Annotated in this window: 18 protein-coding genes; 7 read left to right on the forward strand and 11 right to left on the reverse strand. The window is 71.1% G+C overall.

Features of this window, described 5'->3' with window-relative positions:
• The gene (locus CLV43_RS41195; RefSeq protein WP_106195482.1) at nt 1-597 is read right to left on the reverse strand and encodes a TetR/AcrR family transcriptional regulator; all 597 of its coding nucleotides are present in this window, start codon (nt 595-597) and stop codon (nt 1-3) included.
• A 114-nt stretch (nt 598-711) separates the two neighbouring features.
• Between CLV43_RS41195 and CLV43_RS41200 the strand changes: the two genes are divergently transcribed.
• Nucleotides 712-1,413: an SDR family oxidoreductase gene (locus CLV43_RS41200; protein WP_106195485.1), complete on the forward strand. Its 702-nt coding sequence runs from the start codon at nt 712-714 to the stop codon at nt 1,411-1,413.
• A 6-nt stretch (nt 1,414-1,419) separates the two neighbouring features.
• On the opposite strand, the gene CLV43_RS41205 is transcribed toward CLV43_RS41200, so the two are convergent.
• The 4 genes from CLV43_RS41205 to CLV43_RS41220 all read right to left on the reverse strand — a co-directional run bounded on the left by CLV43_RS41205 (nt 1,420) and on the right by CLV43_RS41220 (nt 6,978).
• Nucleotides 1,420-2,556: a glycosyltransferase family 4 protein gene (locus tag CLV43_RS41205; RefSeq protein ID WP_106195488.1), complete on the reverse strand. Its 1,137-nt coding sequence runs from the start codon at nt 2,554-2,556 to the stop codon at nt 1,420-1,422.
• A gap of 403 nt (nt 2,557-2,959) precedes the next feature.
• On the reverse strand, nt 2,960-4,219 hold the full coding sequence (locus tag CLV43_RS41210) for a peptidase MA family metallohydrolase (RefSeq protein ID WP_106195491.1): 1,260 nt from the start codon (nt 4,217-4,219) through the stop codon (nt 2,960-2,962).
• A gap of 44 nt (nt 4,220-4,263) precedes the next feature.
• Nucleotides 4,264-5,241, reverse strand: coding sequence for a C40 family peptidase (locus tag CLV43_RS41215; RefSeq protein ID WP_245887405.1), 978 nt, complete (start codon nt 5,239-5,241; stop codon nt 4,264-4,266).
• Nucleotides 5,242-5,598: 357 nt separating this feature from the next.
• Nucleotides 5,599-6,978 carry an NYN domain-containing protein gene (locus CLV43_RS41220; protein ID WP_170156242.1) on the reverse strand — a complete coding sequence of 460 codons (1,380 nt, stop codon included), beginning with the start codon at nt 6,976-6,978 and terminating at the stop codon, nt 5,599-5,601.
• A gap of 120 nt (nt 6,979-7,098) precedes the next feature.
• On the opposite strand from CLV43_RS41220, the gene CLV43_RS41225 reads away from it, so the two are divergent.
• Nucleotides 7,099-8,802: a DEDD exonuclease domain-containing protein gene (locus tag CLV43_RS41225; protein WP_245887406.1), complete on the forward strand. Its 1,704-nt coding sequence runs from the start codon at nt 7,099-7,101 to the stop codon at nt 8,800-8,802.
• Nucleotides 8,803-8,845: 43 nt separating this feature from the next.
• On the opposite strand, the gene CLV43_RS48230 is transcribed toward CLV43_RS41225, so the two are convergent.
• Together CLV43_RS48230 and CLV43_RS41250 are read right to left on the reverse strand one after the other, a co-directional pair.
• Nucleotides 8,846-10,972, reverse strand: a complete 2,127-nt coding sequence (locus CLV43_RS48230) for a hypothetical protein (RefSeq protein ID WP_170156243.1) — start codon at nt 10,970-10,972, stop codon at nt 8,846-8,848.
• Between the two features lie 53 nt (nt 10,973-11,025).
• On the reverse strand, nt 11,026-11,868 hold the full coding sequence (locus CLV43_RS41250) for a WXG100 family type VII secretion target (RefSeq protein ID WP_211304809.1): 843 nt from the start codon (nt 11,866-11,868) through the stop codon (nt 11,026-11,028).
• Nucleotides 11,869-12,467: 599 nt separating this feature from the next.
• On the opposite strand from CLV43_RS41250, the gene CLV43_RS41255 reads away from it, so the two are divergent.
• Complete coding sequence (locus CLV43_RS41255) at nt 12,468-12,752, forward strand: Lrp/AsnC family transcriptional regulator (protein WP_106195507.1); 285 nt, start codon at nt 12,468-12,470, stop codon at nt 12,750-12,752.
• 73 nt (nt 12,753-12,825) lie between these two features.
• Here the strand turns inward: CLV43_RS41255 and qcrB are convergent, their stop codons facing one another.
• Genes qcrB through ctaE form a run of 4 tightly spaced genes read right to left on the reverse strand, consistent with a single transcriptional unit; the run spans nt 12,826 to nt 17,071 of the window.
• A complete protein-coding gene (gene qcrB, locus CLV43_RS41260; RefSeq protein ID WP_106195510.1) occupies nt 12,826-14,490 on the reverse strand; it encodes a cytochrome bc1 complex cytochrome b subunit in 1,665 nt (554 codons plus the stop codon).
• Nucleotides 14,487-15,611, reverse strand: coding sequence for a cytochrome bc1 complex Rieske iron-sulfur subunit (gene qcrA / locus CLV43_RS41265; protein ID WP_106195513.1), 1,125 nt, complete (start codon nt 15,609-15,611; stop codon nt 14,487-14,489). Before qcrA ends, qcrB begins: the two co-directional genes overlap by 4 nt.
• A complete protein-coding gene (gene qcrC, locus CLV43_RS41270) occupies nt 15,608-16,414 on the reverse strand; it encodes a cytochrome bc1 complex diheme cytochrome c subunit (protein WP_106195517.1) in 807 nt (268 codons plus the stop codon). Before qcrC ends, qcrA begins: the two co-directional genes overlap by 4 nt.
• A gap of 48 nt (nt 16,415-16,462) precedes the next feature.
• Entirely contained in the window at nt 16,463-17,071 is a 609-nt protein-coding gene (gene ctaE / locus CLV43_RS41275; RefSeq protein ID WP_106195520.1) for an aa3-type cytochrome oxidase subunit III, read from the reverse strand.
• An 82-nt stretch (nt 17,072-17,153) separates the two neighbouring features.
• On the opposite strand from ctaE, the gene CLV43_RS41280 reads away from it, so the two are divergent.
• From CLV43_RS41280 to CLV43_RS41295, 4 genes are all read left to right on the forward strand, one after another.
• Nucleotides 17,154-17,558 (forward strand): hypothetical protein, encoded by a 405-nt coding sequence (locus CLV43_RS41280; RefSeq protein ID WP_106195523.1) that lies wholly within the window; start codon nt 17,154-17,156, stop codon nt 17,556-17,558.
• Between the two features lie 51 nt (nt 17,559-17,609).
• Complete coding sequence (locus tag CLV43_RS41285) at nt 17,610-18,023, forward strand: hypothetical protein (protein ID WP_106195526.1); 414 nt, start codon at nt 17,610-17,612, stop codon at nt 18,021-18,023.
• Nucleotides 18,024-18,033: 10 nt separating this feature from the next.
• Complete coding sequence (trpD, locus tag CLV43_RS41290) at nt 18,034-19,083, forward strand: anthranilate phosphoribosyltransferase (protein ID WP_106195529.1); 1,050 nt, start codon at nt 18,034-18,036, stop codon at nt 19,081-19,083.
• 160 nt (nt 19,084-19,243) lie between these two features.
• Nucleotides 19,244-19,912, forward strand: coding sequence for a lysophospholipid acyltransferase family protein (locus tag CLV43_RS41295; protein ID WP_106195709.1), 669 nt, complete (start codon nt 19,244-19,246; stop codon nt 19,910-19,912).
• Nucleotides 19,913-19,979: the final 67 nt, after the last annotated feature.

Consider the following 19,979-nt stretch of genomic DNA (forward strand, 5'->3'; position numbering starts at 1 on the left):
TCAGGGGCGCGGGGCCGCCATGCGCCGGGCGGCCTCGACGACCGCGGCGCGGCGGGCGGCCCGCTCGCTCTCGGGGTCGGTGTCCGCGCCCGCGAACAGCCGGGCGATCTGCGGGGTGGCCGACCACCAGCCCGCCAGGGCGAGCAGCAGGAACACCAGGTGCGGTGCGGCCGGGGTGTCGGCGACCAGGCCCGCCCGCTGGGCGGCGGCCATGACGGCGACCTTGTCCTCGTAGTGCGGGCCGCGGTTGGCCGCGTCGTGCACGACCCCGGTGTCGGCGAGCCCCTCCCACAGCACGAGCCGGGTGAGGTCGGGGTGGTCCTGGTTGTAGTCGAACGTCCGGCCCGCGAACTCCGCGACGTCGTCGAGGGACGTGGCCACCAGCGGGACCGCGGCCGTGACCTTGTCGACCTCCTCGACGACGATGCTGGTGAACAGCGCCGTCTTGTCGCCGAAGTAGCTGTAGAGCCGCTCCTTGTTGACACCCGCTCGGGACGCGATGCGCTCCACGGTGGTCCCGTGCAGGCCGTGTTCGGCGAACTCGGCCAGCGCCGCCTCGCGCAGCCGCCGCTTGGTCTGCTCCACATCCCGCACCATGCCGGACAACCTACCTCTGCCAACGGCAACGTTGACGTTGGTAACGGCCCGCAGTACGGTCTGAGCCGTTGGCCAACGCTCGCGTTGGAAACCCGATTGGACCCAGGAGCAACGATGACCGACCGCACCACCGACAAGTCCGCCCTCGTCTTCGGGGCCTCCCGCGGACTGGGGCTCGCGCTGGTCGCCGAGTACCTGGACCGCGGCTGGCGGGTGACCGCCACCGCCCGCGGCACCGCGCGGACGGGACTGCACGACCTGGCGGACTCCTCCGGCGGGCGGCTGACCGTCGAGGAGGTCGACATCACCGTGCCCGAGCAGGTGGCCGCGCTGCGCGAACGGGTCGGCGACCAGGCGTTCGACCTGGTCTTCGTCAACGCCGCGATCACGCTCGGGAACCTCCCGGTCGGCGAGGTGAGCACCGAGTCGTTCACCAAGGTCATGATCACCAACGCGCTGAGCCCGATGCGCGTGGTGGAGGCGTTCCAGGACGTCGTGCCACCGACCGGGACCATCGGGGTCATGTCGTCGCGCCAGGGCAGCGTTTCGTTCAACACCAACGGCGGCCACGAGATCTACCGGGCCAGCAAGTCCGCGCTGAACCAGCTGATGCGCAGCTTCGCCGCCCGGCACGCCGACGACCCGCGCACCCTGCTGCTCATGTGCCCGGGCTGGGTGCGGACCGGGCTCGGCGGCCCGGACGCGCTGCTCTCGATCGACGAGAGCATCCCGCTGGTGGTCGACACGATCGAGAAGCAGGCGGGCCACGGCGGCCTGCAGTACCTGGACCGCAACGGCCAGGCGCTGCCCTGGTAGGTCCGGTCAGCCGTCGACCAGAGCACGCAGCCGGGCGGCGAGGTCGTCCCAGCTCCACTGCTCGGACACCCACTCCCGGCCCTGCTCGCCCATCTTGGCCGCGTTCTCGGGGTCGGCCAGCAGGTCCCCGATCGTCTCGGCGACCTCCTCCACGTCCTGACCGTCGACGACCATGCCGGTCTCGTGGTCCAGCACGGTCTCCGGCGCTCCCCCGGAGTCGCCCGCGACCACCGGCAGCCCGGTGGCCGAGGCCTCCAGGAACACCAGGCCGAGCCCTTCCACGTCGAGCCCCTTGCCCCTGGTGCGGCACGGCATCGCGAACACGTCACCCGCGTTGTAGTGCGCGGGCAGCTCCGCCCACGGCACCGAGCCGGTGAACACGACGTGCTCGGCGACACCGGTCGACGCGGCGAGCGCCTCCAGCCTCCTCCGGTAGGGACCGCCGCCGACGATCAGCAGCGCGGCACCCGGCACCTGCCGCCGGATCGCGGGGAGAGCGCGCACCAGGACGTCCTGCCCCTTGCGCGGGACCAGCCGCGACACGCACACCACGACCGGCCGGTCGCCCAGGCCGTAGCGGGCGCGCATCTCGGCACGGGCGGCCGGGTCCGGGGCGAACACGGAGGTGTCCACACCGGACGGCAGGTGCTCCAAGGCCGCCATCCGACCGAACGCGGCGGAGAAGCGGGACCGGGTGTACTTGCTGACGTAGGTGACGACGTCCACTTCGGACCCGATGGCGCGCAGCGACTGGCGGGCACCGGGCAGCATGGACCAGCCGACCTCGTGACCGTGGGTGGACGCCAGGACCCGCTCGGCACCGGCCTTGCGCAACCACGGGGACAACAGGGCGAGCGGGGCGGCGGCACCGAACCAGACGGCCTCGCAGCGCTCGGCCCTCATGATGTCGGCGGCGCGGCGCAGGACGTCCGGGGTGGGGAGCATGAGGGTGCCGGGATGGCGGACGACCTGGAACGGCTGGGCGGCGTCGAACTCCGGGTGGGACCCGGTGGGGGAGGTCCAGGAGGGGGCGTAGACGACGAGGTCGTCGGAGGGGAGGTGGGAGGCGAAGGAGTGCAGGTAGGACTGGATGCCGCCGGGGCGGGGCGGGAAGTCATTGGTCACCAGGAGGGTGCGACGCATCGGGGTGAGGTTACTGGATCGGGGGGGTGGGGTCGGGTTTGCTGTGGGGGTGCTGGGGGGCGCGTCCGCCGTGTGTTGGTGCTGGGTTGCTTGAACGGGGTGTCGCCGTCGAGGTGAGCGGGGTGTCGCTGCGGCCGTGGGGGGGTGCGGCCGGCTTGACTTGGGGCCCCTTTTTTGGGCTTCGTCGGGCGAAAAAGGGCAGGTGGTAGAGCCTGCCCGCCGCCGCAAGTTTAAGCCCAAAAACCCCAAGTCAAGCCGGCCGCCAGCGGACGGGCGCGCTCGCTGTGAGCTGAGTTGGCCCCTTGGGCTCGCTTCCAGCGTCGTTGGGCGGCTTGTGTTCGCTTCCAGCTTCGTTGGGCTCTCGGGAGCACTTCCAGCGTGGTTGGGCAGGTGGTCGTTTGCGCTAGCGGAAGAATTCCGTGCGCAGGAATTCGCGCCAGCCTTCGGTCAGGCCTGTGCGGTCGACGCCTGCGGTCGTGTGGAGGGCACTGTCCACATCGGACTTGTCCGCGGCCATCGCTCGGTAGAGCCTGACCAGTCCTGCCTCGCCCAGCTGGTCTGCCAGGTAGCGGTTGACGGACCAGGCTTCCTGGTAGGCGAGGTCCATCTTGGGGCCGCGGAAGTCGGTGTCGGAGGGGAGGGTGGCTGGTGGGCCGTCTTGGGTGAGGTGGGTGGCCAGGGCGGGGGCGGCTTTGGTGGGGGGGATGTCGGTGTTGCGGAAGCCGATGTAGTCGGCGAAGCCCTCGAGAAGCCACATGGGGGCGCTGTCGGCGGTTTCGCCGCGCACGGCGACGTGGGTGATCTCGTGGCGGAGCAGGACCCGCAACGACAGCGGTGACAACGCGGTGGCGCTGTCGGGGTTCAGGACGACCCGTTGGCCGCGGGCGGTGTGGGCGACGGGGTCGATCTGTTCGGCGACGGCGACGCCCGCGATGGAGTCGACGGCGAAGGCGGGGCCGACGAGGGAGCGCATCTCGTCCTTGGTGGAGGGGACGATGACGGCGACCTGGCGGGGCCAGGCGGGGCCCCAGACGTCGGTGACGGTGGTGACGGCGCTGTCCAGCTCGGCGAGCACGCGGGCGGCGAGCGCCTCGCCGCCGGGGTGGCTCAGGACCAGGCCGGAGGGGGAGGTGAGGACGTGGCAGGGGCCGAAGTCCCAGGGGCCGCGCCAGGTCTCGCCCGCCGCCGTGTCGGAGGCGAGGAGCCACTGGTCGCCGTGGCGGGCGAACAGGTAGCCCATCGGGCGGGTGCTGGGTTCGGTGTCGACGCCGGCGAGCCGGTAGCGCAGCCGGACGGCGGGTGCCCACAGCTCGTCGGCGGCGGGACGGGAGGTCGGGGTGGTCTGGTCGGTGTCGTCGACCTGGTAGCCCCACTCGGCGAGCGGCACGCCCGCGAGGTTGCGGAACACGTCGCGCTGGCGGTCGAGGAACGCCGGGTCGGCGAGGTCGACGGTGGCCAGGAAGGCGGTCTCGTCGCGGTCGCGCAGGGCGGCGGCGCGGCGGTCGAGCAGGTCGTGGACGGCGTGCGAGCGGGCGGCCGAGACGGCGGCGGGCGGTGGTGTGGAGGCGCCGACGGGCTGCACGACCTGGGCGAGGCCTGCCAGGAAGGTCGCGACGATCGCCGCGACGAGCAGCGCCCGTACCCGTGATGCGGTGAAGGCCACCTCCCCGACAGTAGTCGGCGAGGTGGCCTTCGACAGCGTGGAGATCAGCCCGCGATGCGCCGCATGGCCGAGATCGACCCTGGGCTCTCCAGGGGCACGATCTTGACCGGCACACCGTCGGTCGAGGCGTGGACGACCTCGGTGTTGCTGATCGCCAGCGCGACGTGGCCGAAGCCGTTGTAGGCGATGATGTCGCCCGCGGTGACCTCGCCGCGGGTGACCGGGCGGCCCGCCGAACCCTGGCCCTGGCTGGTGCGGGGCAGGTTCACGCCCGCGGCGCGGTAGGACATCATCACCAGGCCGGAGCAGTCCCAGACGTCCGGTCCGGTCGCGCCGTAGGAGTACATGTCGCCGCGCTGGGCGAGCGCGAACGCCACCGCGGCGCCCGCGGCACCGGACGGCACGGCGATGTCGCTCATGTCACCCGAGTCGGCGAGGTTGGACTTCTCCGCGCCGGTCAGCTTGTTCAGCGCCGCCTTGACGTCCTTCTTCTGGGTGTCGAGGTCGGCCGCGCGCTTCTTGATGTCCTCGGTGATCTTGATGGCCTCGTCGTTGGCCGTCTTCGCGCGCGCCTGCGCCTCGGTCGCCTTCTTCAGCGCGTCGGCGGCCGTGTCCACGGCACCGGAGAGCTTGTCGAGCGCCTCGTTGTTGTCCGCGGCCAGCACACCCAGAGCGGACATCCGGTTGAGGAACTCCTGCTGCGAGTCGCTGACCAGCAGCGCCGACAGCTGGTTGAACCGCGCACCCTCGAACGACGCCTCGGTCAGCAGGTCGACCTTGCCGCGGAAGGTCTCCTCGTCGGCCTTCGCCTGGTCGCCGACCTGGTTGGCCGCCGCGACGTCGGCGTTGGCCTTGTCGAGCTCCTCCTGGTTCTTCCCCTGCTTCTCCTCCGCCTGGAGGAGCTCCTCGTTGAGCTTGGAGGCCTGCTCCGACAGGTCGTTGTACTGCTTCAGCGCCTCGGAAGCGTTCGCCGGGGTGTTCGGCTGGGCACCCGCCGAGGCGGGGGCGATGCTTGCTGCCACGGCGGCAACCGCAGTGGCTGCGATCGCCCCGCGCATACCGCGCTTGAGTCGTTGCGACGCCACAGTCGCGCATGTCTCCTTCGTCGTGGAACCGCCTACCGGAAGGCCGGCCGGACTCAAGGCGCACACGTGCGCCGAGCCGACGCGCAGCCCGCAGATCGATCTTGTCCGGCACGGCTCCCCGACGGGCCGATCCGGCGGTGACCCCGCGTCGCCGTCCAGGGTGGACGGCTACCGCCACGAGGTCTCGGCCAGGTTACGAAACGTGAGCGCCCACGTCCACCTGGTGATCGGGAAAAAATGCACAAGCGTGACCTAGCGGGGGCCGCGGAGTCCCGGAAATCCTTTTCAGGACGATCAGACACGACCGAGGCGGGACAGCAGGACGGCCGACGGGACGGGGTGGGCGCCGCGGCGGCGCACCGAGTCGGCCACCGCGCGGTCGGACGTGACGACCACCACCGGCCGCCCCTCCGGCTCCGCGGTCACCAGTGCCCGGATCACGTCGTCCGCGAGCACTCCGGGGTCGCTGAACAGCACTCGGACGCCGCGCGGGGCCGCCGCGGGCACGGCGATGACGCCCGCGCCGTCGAACACCAGCGTCACCTCGGCGCCGGTGCGCGCGGCCAGCACGGCGAGCTGGTGCACCAGCCGGTCGCGCTGGTCGGACAGCGGCAGGTCCGGGTAGCCGGTCTTGGTCACGTTGTAGCCGTCCACGATCAGGTGAACCGCGGGAAGGGCCAGCAGCCGGTCCAGCGCCGCGGGGTCCTCGACCCGGCCGACGGTGCCCTGCGCCGCGCTGGCACCGCGCACCAGATCGGCGGGACGCGGGCCCGTTCCGCCGCCCCCGAGCGCCAGCTCGCGGCGGAGCCCGTTGACCGCGCCGTCGAGGGTGTCCACGAGCAGCGCGAGCCGCACCTCGTCGGCCTGCCTCGCCTCGCGGGCGGACTGCCGGGCCACGTCGGCGTCGGCCTCCGCGCGGGCGGCCTTGGCCCGCTCGTACTCGGCCCGTTCCCGCTCGCGGTCGCGTTCGGCGGTCAGCCGGGTCAGCTGCGCCTCCGCCTCGGCGCGCGCCTTGGCCACCTCCGCGGCGGCCGACTCGGCGCGGTCCTTGGCCTCCTTGAGCCGTACACCCTGCTCGCGCAACCGCTTGCGCAGGCGTTCCAGCTCGACGTCGGCCTCCTCGCGGATCTTCTCCGCGATGCCGGTGTTCTGGGCCCGGTCGGCGCGCAGCCGCTCCAGCTCGGCGTCCATCCGGTCGGCCCGCAGCACGGCCGCGTCCCGCTCCAGCCGCAGCGCCGCGTCACCGGCCCGCCGCGTCACCAGCTCCACGTAGTGCTGCGCCACGTCCTCGCCGAGCAGCACCGCCGCGGCGGCCGCGGCCACCGGGTCCGGCGCGGTCAGCTCCAGCGTCGACGGCCGGTTCTTGCGCAGCCACTCGACCACGGCGGTGCGGAAGTTCGCCGACGTCCGCAGACCGGCGATCAGCGTCGACCCGCCCAGCCTGGCGCGCTTGGTCGGCGCGAACCTGGCCACCGGGCGCAGCTGCTGCGGCACGTCGACCTTGGCCATGTCCCCGAGCGCGTCGGCCGCCAGCTCGGCCAGCCGCGCGCGCAGCCCGTCCGGCAGGGTGCCCCAGTCCACAGTGGACTCGACCGCGGCCGCCACCGCGTCCGCGTCCTCCTGATCAGCGTCGGGGGTCGCGAGCTCGTCGGGTTCCGGGTTCGGGTCGTGCACCGGTACAGGCTACGGCTCAGTAGCCAGCGACACCCTGTCGGATCGGCGGCGTCGGGCAACGTGACCCCTTCGCCGCAGCCCCGATCGGAATTGTCGGACCCCTCGATTAGCTTCCGCGATGTGAACGCGCAACTCTCGTTCGACGAACTGGGCACCCCCCTTCGCGACACGACGTTCGTGGTCTTCGACCTGGAGACGACCGGAGGCCGCGCGGGCGACGACGCGGTGACGGAGATCGGCGCCGTGAAGATCCGCGGCGGCGAGGTGCTGGGCGAGTTCGCCACCCTGGTGGATCCGGAACGGGGCATCCCGCCCCAGGTGGTGGCGCTGACCGGCATCACCCAGCTGATGGTGACCGGCGCGCCGCGGATGGACACCGTGCTGCCCGCGTTCCTGGAGTTCGCGGCGGGCGCGGTGCTGGTCGCGCACAACTCGGGGTTCGACGTCGGCTTCATGAAGGCCGCCTGCGAGCGGCACGGCTACCCCTGGCCCAGGCCCAGCGTGGTCTGCACGGTCCGGCTGGCCCGCCGCGTGCTCAGCCGCGACGAGGCCCCGAGCTGCAGGCTCGGCGCGCTGGCCCAGCTGTTCGGCACCGCCACCCAGCCGACGCACCGCGCCCTGGACGACGCCAGGGCCACCGTCGAGGTCCTGCACCGGCTGCTGGAACGGGTCGGCCCGCTCGGCGTGCAGTCGCTGGAGGAGCTGCTGGCCTACCTGCCGGAGGTGACCCCGCAGCAGCGGCGCAAGCGCGAGCTGGCCGCGCACCTCCCGCACGAGCCGGGCGTCTACCTGTTCCGCGGCCCGAACGAGGAGGTCCTCTACGTCGGCACGGCGTCGGACCTGCGCAAACGCGTGCGCCAGTACTTCACCGCCAGCGAGGGCCGCCGCAGGCTCCGCGAGATGGTGGCGCTGGCGGTCCGGGTCGACTCGGTGTCCTGCGCCCACTCGCTGGAGGCCGAGGTCCGCGAGCTGCGCCTGCTGTCGGCGCACAAGCCCGCGTACAACCGGCGGTCCAAGAACCCCCAGCACGCCTGGTGGCTCACCCTCACCGACGAGGCCTTCCCCCGGCTCTCGATGGTCCGGGAGCCGCGCACCGGCGCGCTCGGCCCGTTCCGCAGCCGCCGGGCCGCCGAGACCGCCGCGGACGCCGTCCTCGAGGCCCTGCCACTGCGCGCCTGCAACCAGCGCATCCCGGCGAAGGGCCAGCGCGGCACGCCGTGCGCCCTGCACGAGCTGGACCGCTGCGCGGCCCCGTGCGCCGGGAAGCAGACGGCCGAGGAGTACTCCCCCGCCGTCACGGCGCTGCGGGCCCTCATCGCGGGCCACGACGTGGCCCCGCTGCACGGGCTGGCCGCCCAGCTCGACGACTACGCCAAGGCCCACCGCTTCGAGGATGCGGCGGGCCGCCGCGACCGGATGGCGAGCCTGGTCCGGGTGCTGGACCGGGGCCAACGCCTCGCCGCCCTCGCCGCCGTGCCGGAACTGGTCGCGGCCAGGCCGGACAAGGAGGGCGGCTGGGAGTTCGCCGTGGTCCGCCACGGCCGCCTGGCCTCGGCGGGCGTGGCCAGGCGCGGGACCCGCTACGTCCCGGTGGTCGAGGCCCTGATCGCCTCGGCCGAGACCGTCGTCCCGCTCGACGGCCCGCTCAAGGGCGCCACCCCGGAGGAGGCGGGCCTCGTGCTGCGCTGGCTCAACCAGCCGGGCACCCGGCTCGTCCGCTGCACCGAGCCGTGGTCCTCGCCCGCGGCGTCGGCGGGCAGCTGGCGCACCTGGGTGGAGCTGGCCGACGCGGGCCGCGACCAGTACCGCGAGTACGACCACTGACCAGGATGGCGGCCGGGAGTCACCCTCCCGGCCGCCCGCCCGGCTAGTGCCTCGGGGGCCTCGGCCCCTTGTCCAGGATCACGGTCTCGGCGTTGTTCTTCATGACGTCGATCGCGATCACCCTCCTGACCCCGTCGTTCTGTTCCAGGATCGGGAACTCGTTCATGTCGAACACGTTGTCCGGCCTGCGCGACGGCCCGAGCAGCACGTAGACGTCACCGCTGGCGCCGTGCGCGACGCTGGACGACGCGTTGTCCCACAGGTTCTGGACCGCGACGTCTCCCGGCTTCCACCCCGGCATCTTCATGCCGAGGTCGTCCAACCGGCCTTCCAGCGTGTTGCGCCCCATGCCGTGGGCCTGGGCCTCGGCCTCGTACATGACCGAGATGCGCTCACCGTCGGCGTTCCACACGTTGCCGGACCAGAGGAACGCACCGTTCTCCTTGCTGGCCAGCAGGTTCTTCAGGTTGTCGATCCACATCTGCTGCTGCTTGGGCGGCATGTTGGAGAAGTCCGAGAGGTCCGTCGTCGGTTTGCCGTCGATCGTGGTCAGCGGGAAGGCCTCCGGGGCGTGGTGGTCCACACCGGGGGCGGGGTTCATCAGGTCGAGGAGGTTCGGGTTGGCCAGCACCGGCTTGACCGGCGGGACCGGCGGCGCCTCGGCGGGCGGGAACGGACCGGTCACCGGCATCGGGTCGGTCGGCGACGACGGAGGAGCGACCGGTGCGAAGGGCGGCGGGATCGGCGCGCCCTGCGGCGGGAACGCCGTGTTGATCGGCTTCAGCGAGTCGAAGGCCGACGTCGACGGCTTCGAGAACTCCGGCTTCGGCGCGCCGTCCACCCCTGGGATGTTCGGGACCACACCGGGCCGCGGCGGGCCACCGCCCGGCGGACGGGCGTTCGGGAGGTTCGGGCGGTCGTTGGGCTTCACCGGTCCGTTGGCGCCGGGGATGGGCGGCATCTGGGAGATGATCGAGCTGTTCGGCGCGTTGTTGGGCATGGCCGGACCGGTCGGCGACGGCGTGCCGGGCACACCGGGGACGTGCGCGACCGGGTCCGGGATGGGCGGCGGCGTCCAGGACGCGTTCGTGGTGCCCTGCGAGCCGGGCGGCGGCGTGTACGAGGTCACCGGCGGCGCGGCCTGCGGGCTGGGGACGTTCGGCGTCGGCACCTTGTTGTTGCCGGGCGGCGGCACGTACGACTCGATCGGCGGGGCGCTCTGCGGCTTGGGCGCCGCAGGCGCCGGGTTGCTGTTCGCACCGGGCGGCGGGGTGTACGGGTTCACCTGCGGCCCGCCCTGCGGGGTGGGCACGTTCGGCGTCGGCACCTTGTTGTCGCCGGGCGGCGGCACGTAGGCCGACACCGGCGGCGCCGCAGGCGGCGGGGGCGCGGCGGCCGGGCTGGTGGTGTCCGCGCCGGGCGGCGGCGTGTACGGGTTGGCGTGCTGCCCACCCGGCGGGGGCGGGGGCGCGGCCGCGGGGTTGGTCGTGTCGGCACCCGGAGGCGGCGTGTACTGGTTGGTCGGCGGACCGGTGTTCACCGGAGGCGCGGCGGGCGGCGGGTTCGTGGCGCCGGGCGGCGGCTGGACCTTGTTCACGTCCGGGCCGGGCGTCGCCGGGGTCACGGCGGGCGCGGGGTTGGTCGCACCGGGCGGCGGGTCGGTCTTGCTGACCTGCGGACCGCTCTGCTGCTGCGGCGGCGGGGCGGTGTTGGGAGCGCCGTTCGGGTTCTTCGCGCCGGAGTCCGGGACGATCTTGCCGAACTCGTCGGCGACCATCTGGTCGGTCTTGGTCTGGGTCTCCCCGGTGGCCTTCACACCGTCGCTGACCTTGGCCATCGTCTCCGCGGCCTGGTTGGCCTTGTCGATGGACTTGCCGTTGGAGTCGTTCACGGCGACGGTCATCGGGATGCCGAACATGCCGAGGGCGTTGAGCTTGAGCGTCTGCGAGGACAGCTGCGACGCGATCCGCTGGTAGCCGGACTCCAGGTCGCCCGCCTGCTTCTGGAGGGTCTGCAGCGAGCCCTCGGTGACCGAGAACCCGGAGGTGCCGGTGTAGCCGGCCGGGACCGACTGCTGCGGTGGCGGCGGCGGGGCGGGCGGCGGACTGCCGGGGTTCGGGTTCGGGTTCGCGCTTGGGTTCGCACTGGGACTGCCGGTGTTGCGCGCCATGTCGCGCCTTTCGAGATCGCCGGGATGGGTGAGGGGGACGAGCGGGGGAGCGGTCAGCCGCCCACCTTGTCGACCGCCTTGTCGACCTTGTTCTGGGCCTTCCACGACTCGTAGGAGACCTCGGCGACGTCGGCGACGTTCTCGAACCGCTTCCAGCCCTTGCCGACCTGCTCGGTGATCTCGTCCAGGTTCTTGATCCGCCCCATCTGGCGGCTGATGGCGCCCACCAGCTTCGCGATGCGGGAGGCGATGTTCACGCCCAGCGCGACGGCCTTGCCGACCGCGAAACCGACGAAGCCGACGATCGAGGCGCCGAAGGTGAAGAACGCCGCGGCCGCCGCCGCGATCGCACCCGCCAGCAGCGACCCGAGCAGCTGGGAGATCAGGTCGCGGACGATGTCGCGCAGCACCGACACCAGCACGCCGCAGATCGCGACGATCTTGGCCTTCTTCTCGACCGCGTTGGCCAGCGAGTCCAGCTCCCCGCCCAGGGACTCCATGTTGGACTTGAACGCCTCGGAGGACTGCCCGGTCCAGCCCTGCGGCTGCGCGAGCGTGTTGCGGTGCGTCTCCGCCAGCGTCCGCATGTCCACCGCGGTCTTCTTCGTCGCCTCGACGTTCGCGTTGATCTCGTCGGGGTCGCCCATCAGCTGGTCGAGCGGCTCCTTCAGGAAGCTCACGTGCTCGATCAGCCAGCCGATCCCCGCACCGAGGAGGGTGCCGAACGGGTCCATCGCCAGCATCGCCAGCGACGACGCCGCACCGATCGCGGCGAACGTGATGTCCAGGACCTTCTCGGTCTCGCTCTCGGCGTCCTTGCCGACCGAGTCGATCAGCTCGTCGAAAGCCGAGATGAACATCGAACCCTTGAACTTGTTCTCCTCGGTGATTTCCATACCGGGGGGTGACGAGACCATGCGCAGGGCCTTCCTAGTCAGCGGCGGTGCATCTTGTTCGGACCGGGCGCGCGAAGCGCAGGCTGGGGGCCCAGTGCACTGCCCAGTGCACTCCTGATCCCCAACGCCTCACCAACGCCACGCTAACGGAGGACGCGGACGCGTGTTGGAGGTTGCCCGAAAGGACAACAGGGGTCGCGTTCCCGCTGGTCAGGACAACGGGAAGGTTCTTCACGAATTACTCATGGAGCGATCATTCAAGACCGCGGGCTATCGGCTTGCATTAGCAACAGGACGGACCGGTCAATCCCGTGCTCGGGACTTCGCCTTGTCCTGAAGTCCCGAGCCGTGTCATTTGCTTTCGGAAGCCCGAAACGGCGGGTAAAGCCGCCCGATCCCCGCAGGACGCTTGTCCCGCTTTCCGCCGCGGTGGGCCATGCGAAAGCAAAGTGGCGATAGCTCCGCGTCCTGCGCCGTCGGGCCTCGTCGGCGTCCGGGCGCCCGGCTCGACGCCCTGAGGCCCCTCCAGAGCCTCTGCGCGGCCCCTGGCGTGCCCGCCTACTAGCATTGCCCGGACACCATCTGACGAGGAGGACTCCGTGATCAACGCGATCGTGCTGATCCAGGCCGCTGCCGAATCGATCCCCGAGGCAGCGCAGACGATCGCCGAGATCGAGGGCGTGACGGAGGTCTACTCCTGTGCCGGTGACGTGGACCTGATCGCCATCGTGAAGGTGGACCGGCACGAGGACCTCGCCGAGCTGGTCCCCGGTCAGATCAGCAAGGTCGCGGGCGTGCTGAACACGGACACGCACATCTCGTTCCGCTCGTACTCCAAGCGCGAGACCGAGGCGGCGTTCTCCATCGGCCTCGAAGAGGGCTGAGCACGCCCCCAGGACGCAGAAGGAGGGCCCCGCACCGTTGATCCGGTGCGGGGCCCTCCTCTTGGGTCGAACCTCAGGCGTCGGGCTGCTGCGGCTTGCCCGCCAGCTCGGCGGGCTTGTTCTCGGCGGAGATCTCCTCGGAGACACCGTGCGCCGCGCGGGCGTTCGCCAGAGCGGTGGTCTCCTCGGGGGCGTCCGGCGTGAGGAAGCTGCCCGCCACGGGGTGGCCCGCGGAGCCCAGCTTGTTCATCTTCTTCGGCAGCGGTGCGCCCTGGTAGGTCAGGGGCAGCGGGTGGCCGTGGTCGTCCACCGGGCCGAGGGGCTGGTGGACCTCGATGAACTCGCCGTGCGGGAGGCGCTTGATGATGCCGGTCTCGACACCGTGCTCGAGCACCTCGCGGTCACCGCGCTGCAAGCCGAGGCACAGGCGGTAGGTGATGTAGTACGCCAGCGGCGGCACCAGCAGCATGCCGACGCGACCGGCCCACGTCAGCGCGTTCAGCGAGATGTCGAACTTCACGGCGATGATGTCGTTGCCGCCCGAGAGCAGCAGGACCATGAAGAACGAGATCGCCATCGCGCCGAGCGCGGTGCGCACCGGCACGTCGCGGGGGCGCTGAAGCAGGTTGTGGTGCGCGTAGTCCTTCGTGAGCTTCTTCTCGATCCACGGGTAGAACGCCGCGACCTGGGTCAGCAGCGGCAGACCGAGGATGAACGGCAGGAACGCCGCCGGGATCGTGTAGTTGCCCAGGTAGAGCTCCCACGCGGGCCACAGCCGGATCAGGCCGTCGGTCCAGCCCATGTACCAGTCGGGCTGGACGCCCGCGGACACCTGCGCCGGGTTGTACGGGCCGAAGTTCCACACCGGGTTGATCTGGAACAGACCGCCCATGATCGCGGTGACCGCGACGACGACCGCGAAGAAGCCGCCGCCCTTGGCCGCGAACACCGGCATGATGCGCACGCCGACGACGTTGGTCTCCTTGCGACCGACACCGGGGAACTGCGTGTGCTTCTGGTACCAGACCAGCGCCAGGTGGACCGCCACGAGACCCAGGATGATCGCGGGGATCAGCAGGATGTGCAGCGTGTAGAACCTGGGGATGATCTCGGTGCCGGGGAACTCGCCGCCGAAGGCCAGCCAGTTGATCCAGGTGCCGACGACCGGGAACGAGATCAGCAGCGCCGCCATCACGCGGAGGCCGGTGCCGGAGAGCAGGTCGTCGGGGAGCGAGTAGCCGAGGAAGCCCTCGATCGCGCCGAGCATGAACAGCAGGATGCCGATGACCCAGTTGATCTCGCGCGGGCGGCGGAACGCGCCCGTGAAGAAGATCCGGAACATGTGCACGACGATCGCGGCCATGAACAGCAGCGCGGCCCAGTGGTGCACCTGGCGGACGAACAGGCCGCCGCGGACCTCGAAGGAGATCTGCAGGGTCGACTCGAACGCGCGGGACATCTCGATGCCCTGCAGGTTCTGGAACGTGCCGTTGTAGACGACCTCCTGCATGGAGGGGTCGAAGAACAGCGCCAGGTAGGTGCCGGACAGCAGCAGGATGATGAAGCTGTACAGCGCGATCTCGCCGAGCAGGAACGACCAGTGCGTCGGGAAGACCTTGTTCAGCTGCTTGCGCATGCCGCCCGCGAAGTGGAAACGCTCGTCAGCGGCTTTCGCGGCCCCGCCGGCCGCACGAGCGGCCGCGTTGGGCTGCTTCGTCGGAGTGGTGATGGCACTCATGACTTACGCTCCCAGAACGCCGGACCCACGGCTTCGATGAAGTCGCCGCGAGCGATCAAGTATCCGTCCTCGTCCACCGTGATCGGCAGCTGCGGGAGGGCACGGGTGGCCGGACCGAACCGCGGCTTCGCGTAGTGGAAGACGTCGAACTGCGACTGGTGGCACGGGCAGAGCAGCAAGCCGGTCTGCTGCTCGTACAACGAGGTCGGACAGCCCAAGTGGGTGCAGATCTTCGAGTACGCGTAGAAGTCACCGTAGTTGAAGTCCTCCTGACCTGCACGCTTGACGACCGGTTGGCCGGGGCGGAGGCGGATCAGCATGACCGGACCGTCGGCGCTCTTGATCGCGTGCACGAGGGCTTCCTCGTTGTTCCGCTCGGACTCGCGGAACGGGAAGACGGTCTCGAAGCCACCGGCCTCGAGGTCCTCGGGGCGGACCAGCTCGACCTCGTGGAACTTGCCGGTGTGGCGGCGCAGGTAGACCTTCTCGCCGTTCTCCGGCTTCCACGCGGTGTGCCACAGCGACTTGGAGCTGTCGCTGTCCTTCCACGGGTTCTTCAGCAGGCCGCCCAGCGGCACGGCCAGCACGCCGAGGCCGAAGACGCCCGCGCCGAGGCCTGCGGTCTTCTTGATCAGCGACCGGCGGCCGAGGGTGCTGCGCTCGCCGGCGTCGGCCAGCTCCGCGAGCACGGTCGCCTGGTCCACCTGGGCCGACGGGCCGTCGTGGCGCTGCTGGACCGCGAGCTCGTCCGGGATGAACTTCTTGGTGTAGAGCAGAGCGCCCACACCCAGACCCAGGATGGCGATGCCCAGCGTGATGCCGATGATCGGGTTGTACAGGCTGTAGAGCAGGTGGCGGTCGCTCGTCGGGGGCTCGTACTGCCACGGCCAGAACAGGAACGCCGCGAGGAACGCGACGCCGCCCAGCGCGGCGATGAGGAACCAGAGCGCGACCGTGCGCTCGGCCCGCTTCTCCGCGCGGGTGCCCTTGACGGGCCACTTGTCCTCGTAGTGGACCAGCTCGACGCCGTCCATCTTCAGACCGAGCTTGACCAGCTCGTCCCTGCTCATCTGCCCGAGCTCGTCCTCGGTGGGCAGCTCGGTCGGCGTGTCGCCGCTCATGCCTTGGCTCCGATCCAGAGGGTCACGCCGATCAGGGCGGCGATCCCCACGATGAACGCGATCAGACCCTCGGATACGGGCCCCAACCCGCCGAGGGCGGCACCGCCGGGGTTGTTGTTCCCGTCGGTGACCGACTTGATGTACGCGATGATGTCCTTCTTCTCCTCCGGCGTGAGCTGCCGGTCGGAGAACTTCGGCATGTTCTGCGGGCCCGTGAGCATCGCGGTGTACAGCTGCTCCTCGGTCACGCCGTCCAGCTCGGGCGCGAACTTGCCGGACGAGAGCGCGCCGCCGCGACCGGTGAAGTTGTGGCAGGCCGCGCAGTTGAGGCGGAACAGCTCGCCGCCGCGGGCGGGCTCGTCGCCGCGCAGGGCCGCGCCCTTCTCCTCGGGGGCCTCCGGGCCGCCGCCCCTGGACTGGATGAACGCGCCGAGCGCGTCGATCTCCTCGGGGGTGAACTTCACCGGCTTGCGCTGGGCCTGGGCCTCCTGGCGGGCCATCGGCATGCGGCCGCTGGAGACCTGGAAGTACACCGCGGCCTCGCCGACGCCGATGAGGCTCGGCCCGCGGTCCTTGACGCCGTCGAGCGCCGCGCCGTGGCAGGTCAGGCAGGTGTTGTTGTAGAGCTGCTCACCCTGCCGCACGAGGGCCGGGTCGTCCTGCGCCTGTGCGGTCTGCGGGTTCGGCGCGAGGGCCGTGAACAGGAGACCCGCGCTGAGCAGTGCGAACCCGAGCGCGAGCAGGCCCGAGATCCGCCGCCGCATCTTGGTGCGCGTCCGGGCCCTCTTGGTGTTGGTGGTCATGTGTGCGGCAACCCTTGCTGTCAGTTCGGGGCTCGTGCTCGTGGTGGGTCAGGGCACGATGTAGATGACGGCGAACAGGCCGATCCAGACGACGTCGACGAAGTGCCAGTAGTACGACACGACGATCGCGGAGGTCGCCTGCGCCGGGGTGAACTTGCTCAGCTTGGTGCGGATGAGCAGGAACCCGAACGCGATGAGGCCGCCGATCACGTGCAGACCGTGGAAACCGGTGGTGAGGAAGAAGACGGTGCCGAAGGCGGAGCTGGGGATCGTGGTGCCCTCGTGCACGAGCGTGTAGTACTCACCTGCCTGACCCGCGACGAAGATCGCGCCCATGATCAGCGTCACCACGTACCAGCGGCGCAGACCGAAGACGTCGCCCCTCTCGGCGGCGAACACCCCCCACTGACAGGTGAAGGAGGAGGCCACGAGGATGACCGTGAAGAACAGGGCGTAGGGCCTGTTCAGCTCGGTCGGCTCCGGGGGCCAGACACCTTCGTTCTGGGCTTTCACCGTGAAGAACATGGCGAAGAGCCCAGCGAAGAACATGAGCTCGCTGGACAGCCAAACGATCGTGCCGACGCTGACCATGTTCGGGCGGTTCAGCGAGTGCACGCGCTGGCCGGTGGAAGGCGCTGCCGTTGTCACGTGACGCATTATTGCTTGCAGGTTTTCCGTCCGCCCATCGGGTCCGGACCGGGTCAGCGGGCGTCCGAAATCACGGAGGGTGGCAAATCCCATGGGGCTGCTGGACCGGTTGCGCGAACTGGTCGGAAGGGGACGGGTTTCCGAAGTCCTGGTGGACTCCCCCGACCTCGTGGTGGTCGCCGAGGCGTTCGACCCGGCGGAGGCCGACTCGGCCGTGCTCGCCCGGTCCCCGGCGTGGCGGCCCGACGAGCCAGCGGTGCTCCGCCACCACCTCGCCCTACCCCCTGACCAGGTCGAACGCGCCGCGACGATGCTCGCGCAGGACGGCTGGGAGCTGCGCCCGAGCGACCGCGGGGGCGACCACCTGCACGCGCTGAGGGTGCAGCGGCTGGACGCTTTGCACTGCGCGCAGGAGCGTTCGCGGATGGCCGGTCTGGCCCAGCGGCTCGGCGGGGACGCCACGGGGTGGGACGCGCTGCAACCACGGCCCGCCTAGGCCGATAACATCGGCGCACCTGGTCACCCGACCCGCCGGAGGATCGTCCACATGAGCACGCCGACCACGAAGATCCTGGTGTTCAGCCACCGCCCCGAGGTGCGTGAGACGATCATCACGGCCGTGGGTCGCCGCCCCGCCCCGGATCTGGGCAAGGTGGACTACATCGAGGCAGGCACGATCGCCGAGGTCCTCTACGAGGTGGACAACAGCAACGCCGACCTCCTCATCCTCGACGGCGAGGCGCAGCCGACCGGTGGCATGGGCCTGTCCCGCCAGCTGAAGAACGAGATCACCGAGTGCCCGCCGATCGTCGTCGCGGTGCGGCGCCGGGACGACCGGTGGCTCGCCACCTGGTCGCAGGCGGACGCGGTGATCGTGCACCCGCTGGACCCGCTGGCCGCCGCCGAGACCGTGGCCGAGGTGCTGCGGACCACGGTGTCGCTGCCCGTCGTGCGCGGCTGAGAGCCGGGTCATGACCAGGACCTGGCCGTTACTGCTGAACCAGCTCATCGACAAGGCCGACCTGTCCGCCGAGGACACCGGCTGGGCCATGGACCAGGTGATGACCGGGTCCGCGACGCCCTCCCAGATCGCCGCGTTCGCCGTCGGGCTCCGCTCCAAGGGCGAGACGCCCGAGGAGGTCGACGGCTTCGCCACGATGATGCTGGAGCACGCGCGCCGCTTCACCGTGGACGTGCGCGCCGTGGACATCGTCGGCACCGGCGGCGACAACTCCGGGTCGGTCAACATCTCCACGATGGCGGCGATCGTCACCGCCGCCGCGGGCGTGCCGGTCGTCAAGCACGGCAACCGCGCCGCCTCGTCGCAGTGCGGCACGGCCGACGTGCTGGAGGCGCTGGGCGTGGCGATCGACCTGCCGCCCGCGGGCGTGCAGGCGACGGTCGCGGAACTGGGGGTCGGGTTCTGCTTCGCGCCGATCTTCCACCCCGCGCTGCGCTTCGCCGGGCCGACCCGCAAGGAGATCGGCATCCCCACGGTGTTCAACCTGCTCGGCCCGCTGACGAACCCCGCGCAGCCCGCGGTCGGCCTCGTCGGCTGCGCGCGCGCCAACGCGGCACCGCTGATCGCGGGGGTGTTCGCCCGGCGCGGCCGGACCGCGCTCGTGGTCCGCGGCGACGACGGCCTGGACGAGATCACCACCACGACCACGACGGCCGTGTGGGTGGCCGACGGCGGGACGGTGCGCACCGACGTGATCGACCCCACCCGCCTCGACGTCCGCCCGGCGCTGCCGGAGGACCTGCGCGGCGGTGACGCGGCGGTCAACGCCGAGGTCGTGCGCGAGCTGCTGTCGGGCAAGCCCGGAGCGGTGCGCGACGCCGTGCTCGTCAACGCCGCGGGCGCGATCGCCGCGCACAGCGGCCTGTCCGCCGACCTGCACGCCGACCTGGCGGCCGGGCTGGGCCGGGCCGCCGAGGCCATCGACTCCGGTGCCGCGGCGGACCTGCTGCGCCGCTGGGCCACCCGGTCGACCGAGCTGAAGGCCGGACCCGCCGCCTGATTCGGCCGTTCGGGCTGTTTGAGGTGGTTCGTCTGAGGTTTCAGTCACTCGGGTAATGCCCGCGCAACGAACCAGGCCCATGCTGGTGTGCACAGGAACGCGAGGCCGCACCTGTGGGGTTCCCACGCGGCCGAACCCTAGCGAGCGAGGAGTTATGACACTGCTGTCCACGGTCATGACGCGAGTGGTCGCCCCCATCGCGCGGATGGTGTACCGACCGACGGTCGAGGGTCTGGAGAACATCCCGGGGACAGGGCCGGTGATCCTGGCCGCGAACCACCTGTCGTTCGTGGACAGCATGGTCATCCCCATCGTCGTGCCGAGGCGGGTGTACTTCCTCGCGAAGGCGGAGTACTTCGAGGGCACCGGCTTCCGCGGCGCTGTGTCCCGGTGGTTCTTCAGCGGGATGGGCAACATCCCGGTGCGCCGCGGCCAGGGCCGGTCCGCCCGCGACTCGCTGGACACCGTGATCAAGGTGCTGGCCGACGGCGACGCGTTCGGGATCTACCCCGAGGGCACCAGGTCGTTGGACGGCATGCTGCACCGCGGCCGCACGGGTGTGGCGCGCATCGCGCTGGAGTCCGGCGCACCGGTGGTGCCGATCGGTCTGGTTGGGACGGACAAGGTCATGGCCGTCGGCCGGAAGCTGCCGAAGATCGTCCCGGTGACCGTCCGGTTCGGCAAGCCGCTGGACTTCTCGCGCTACGCGGGCATGCAGGACTCGCTGCCGGTGCTGCGCTCGGTCACCGACCAGATCGTCTACAACATCCTCGAGCTGTCCGGTCAGGACTACGTGGACAACTACCAGGCGACCCCCAGCGCCGCCTGACACCCGGTCCACCCAGGACGCGAGAAGGCCCCCACGGGATCCCGTGGGGGCCTTCCGCTGTCCGTCG

Source organism: Umezawaea tangerina (assembly GCF_003002815.1).
Lineage (GTDB): Bacteria > Actinomycetota > Actinomycetes > Mycobacteriales > Pseudonocardiaceae > Umezawaea > Umezawaea tangerina.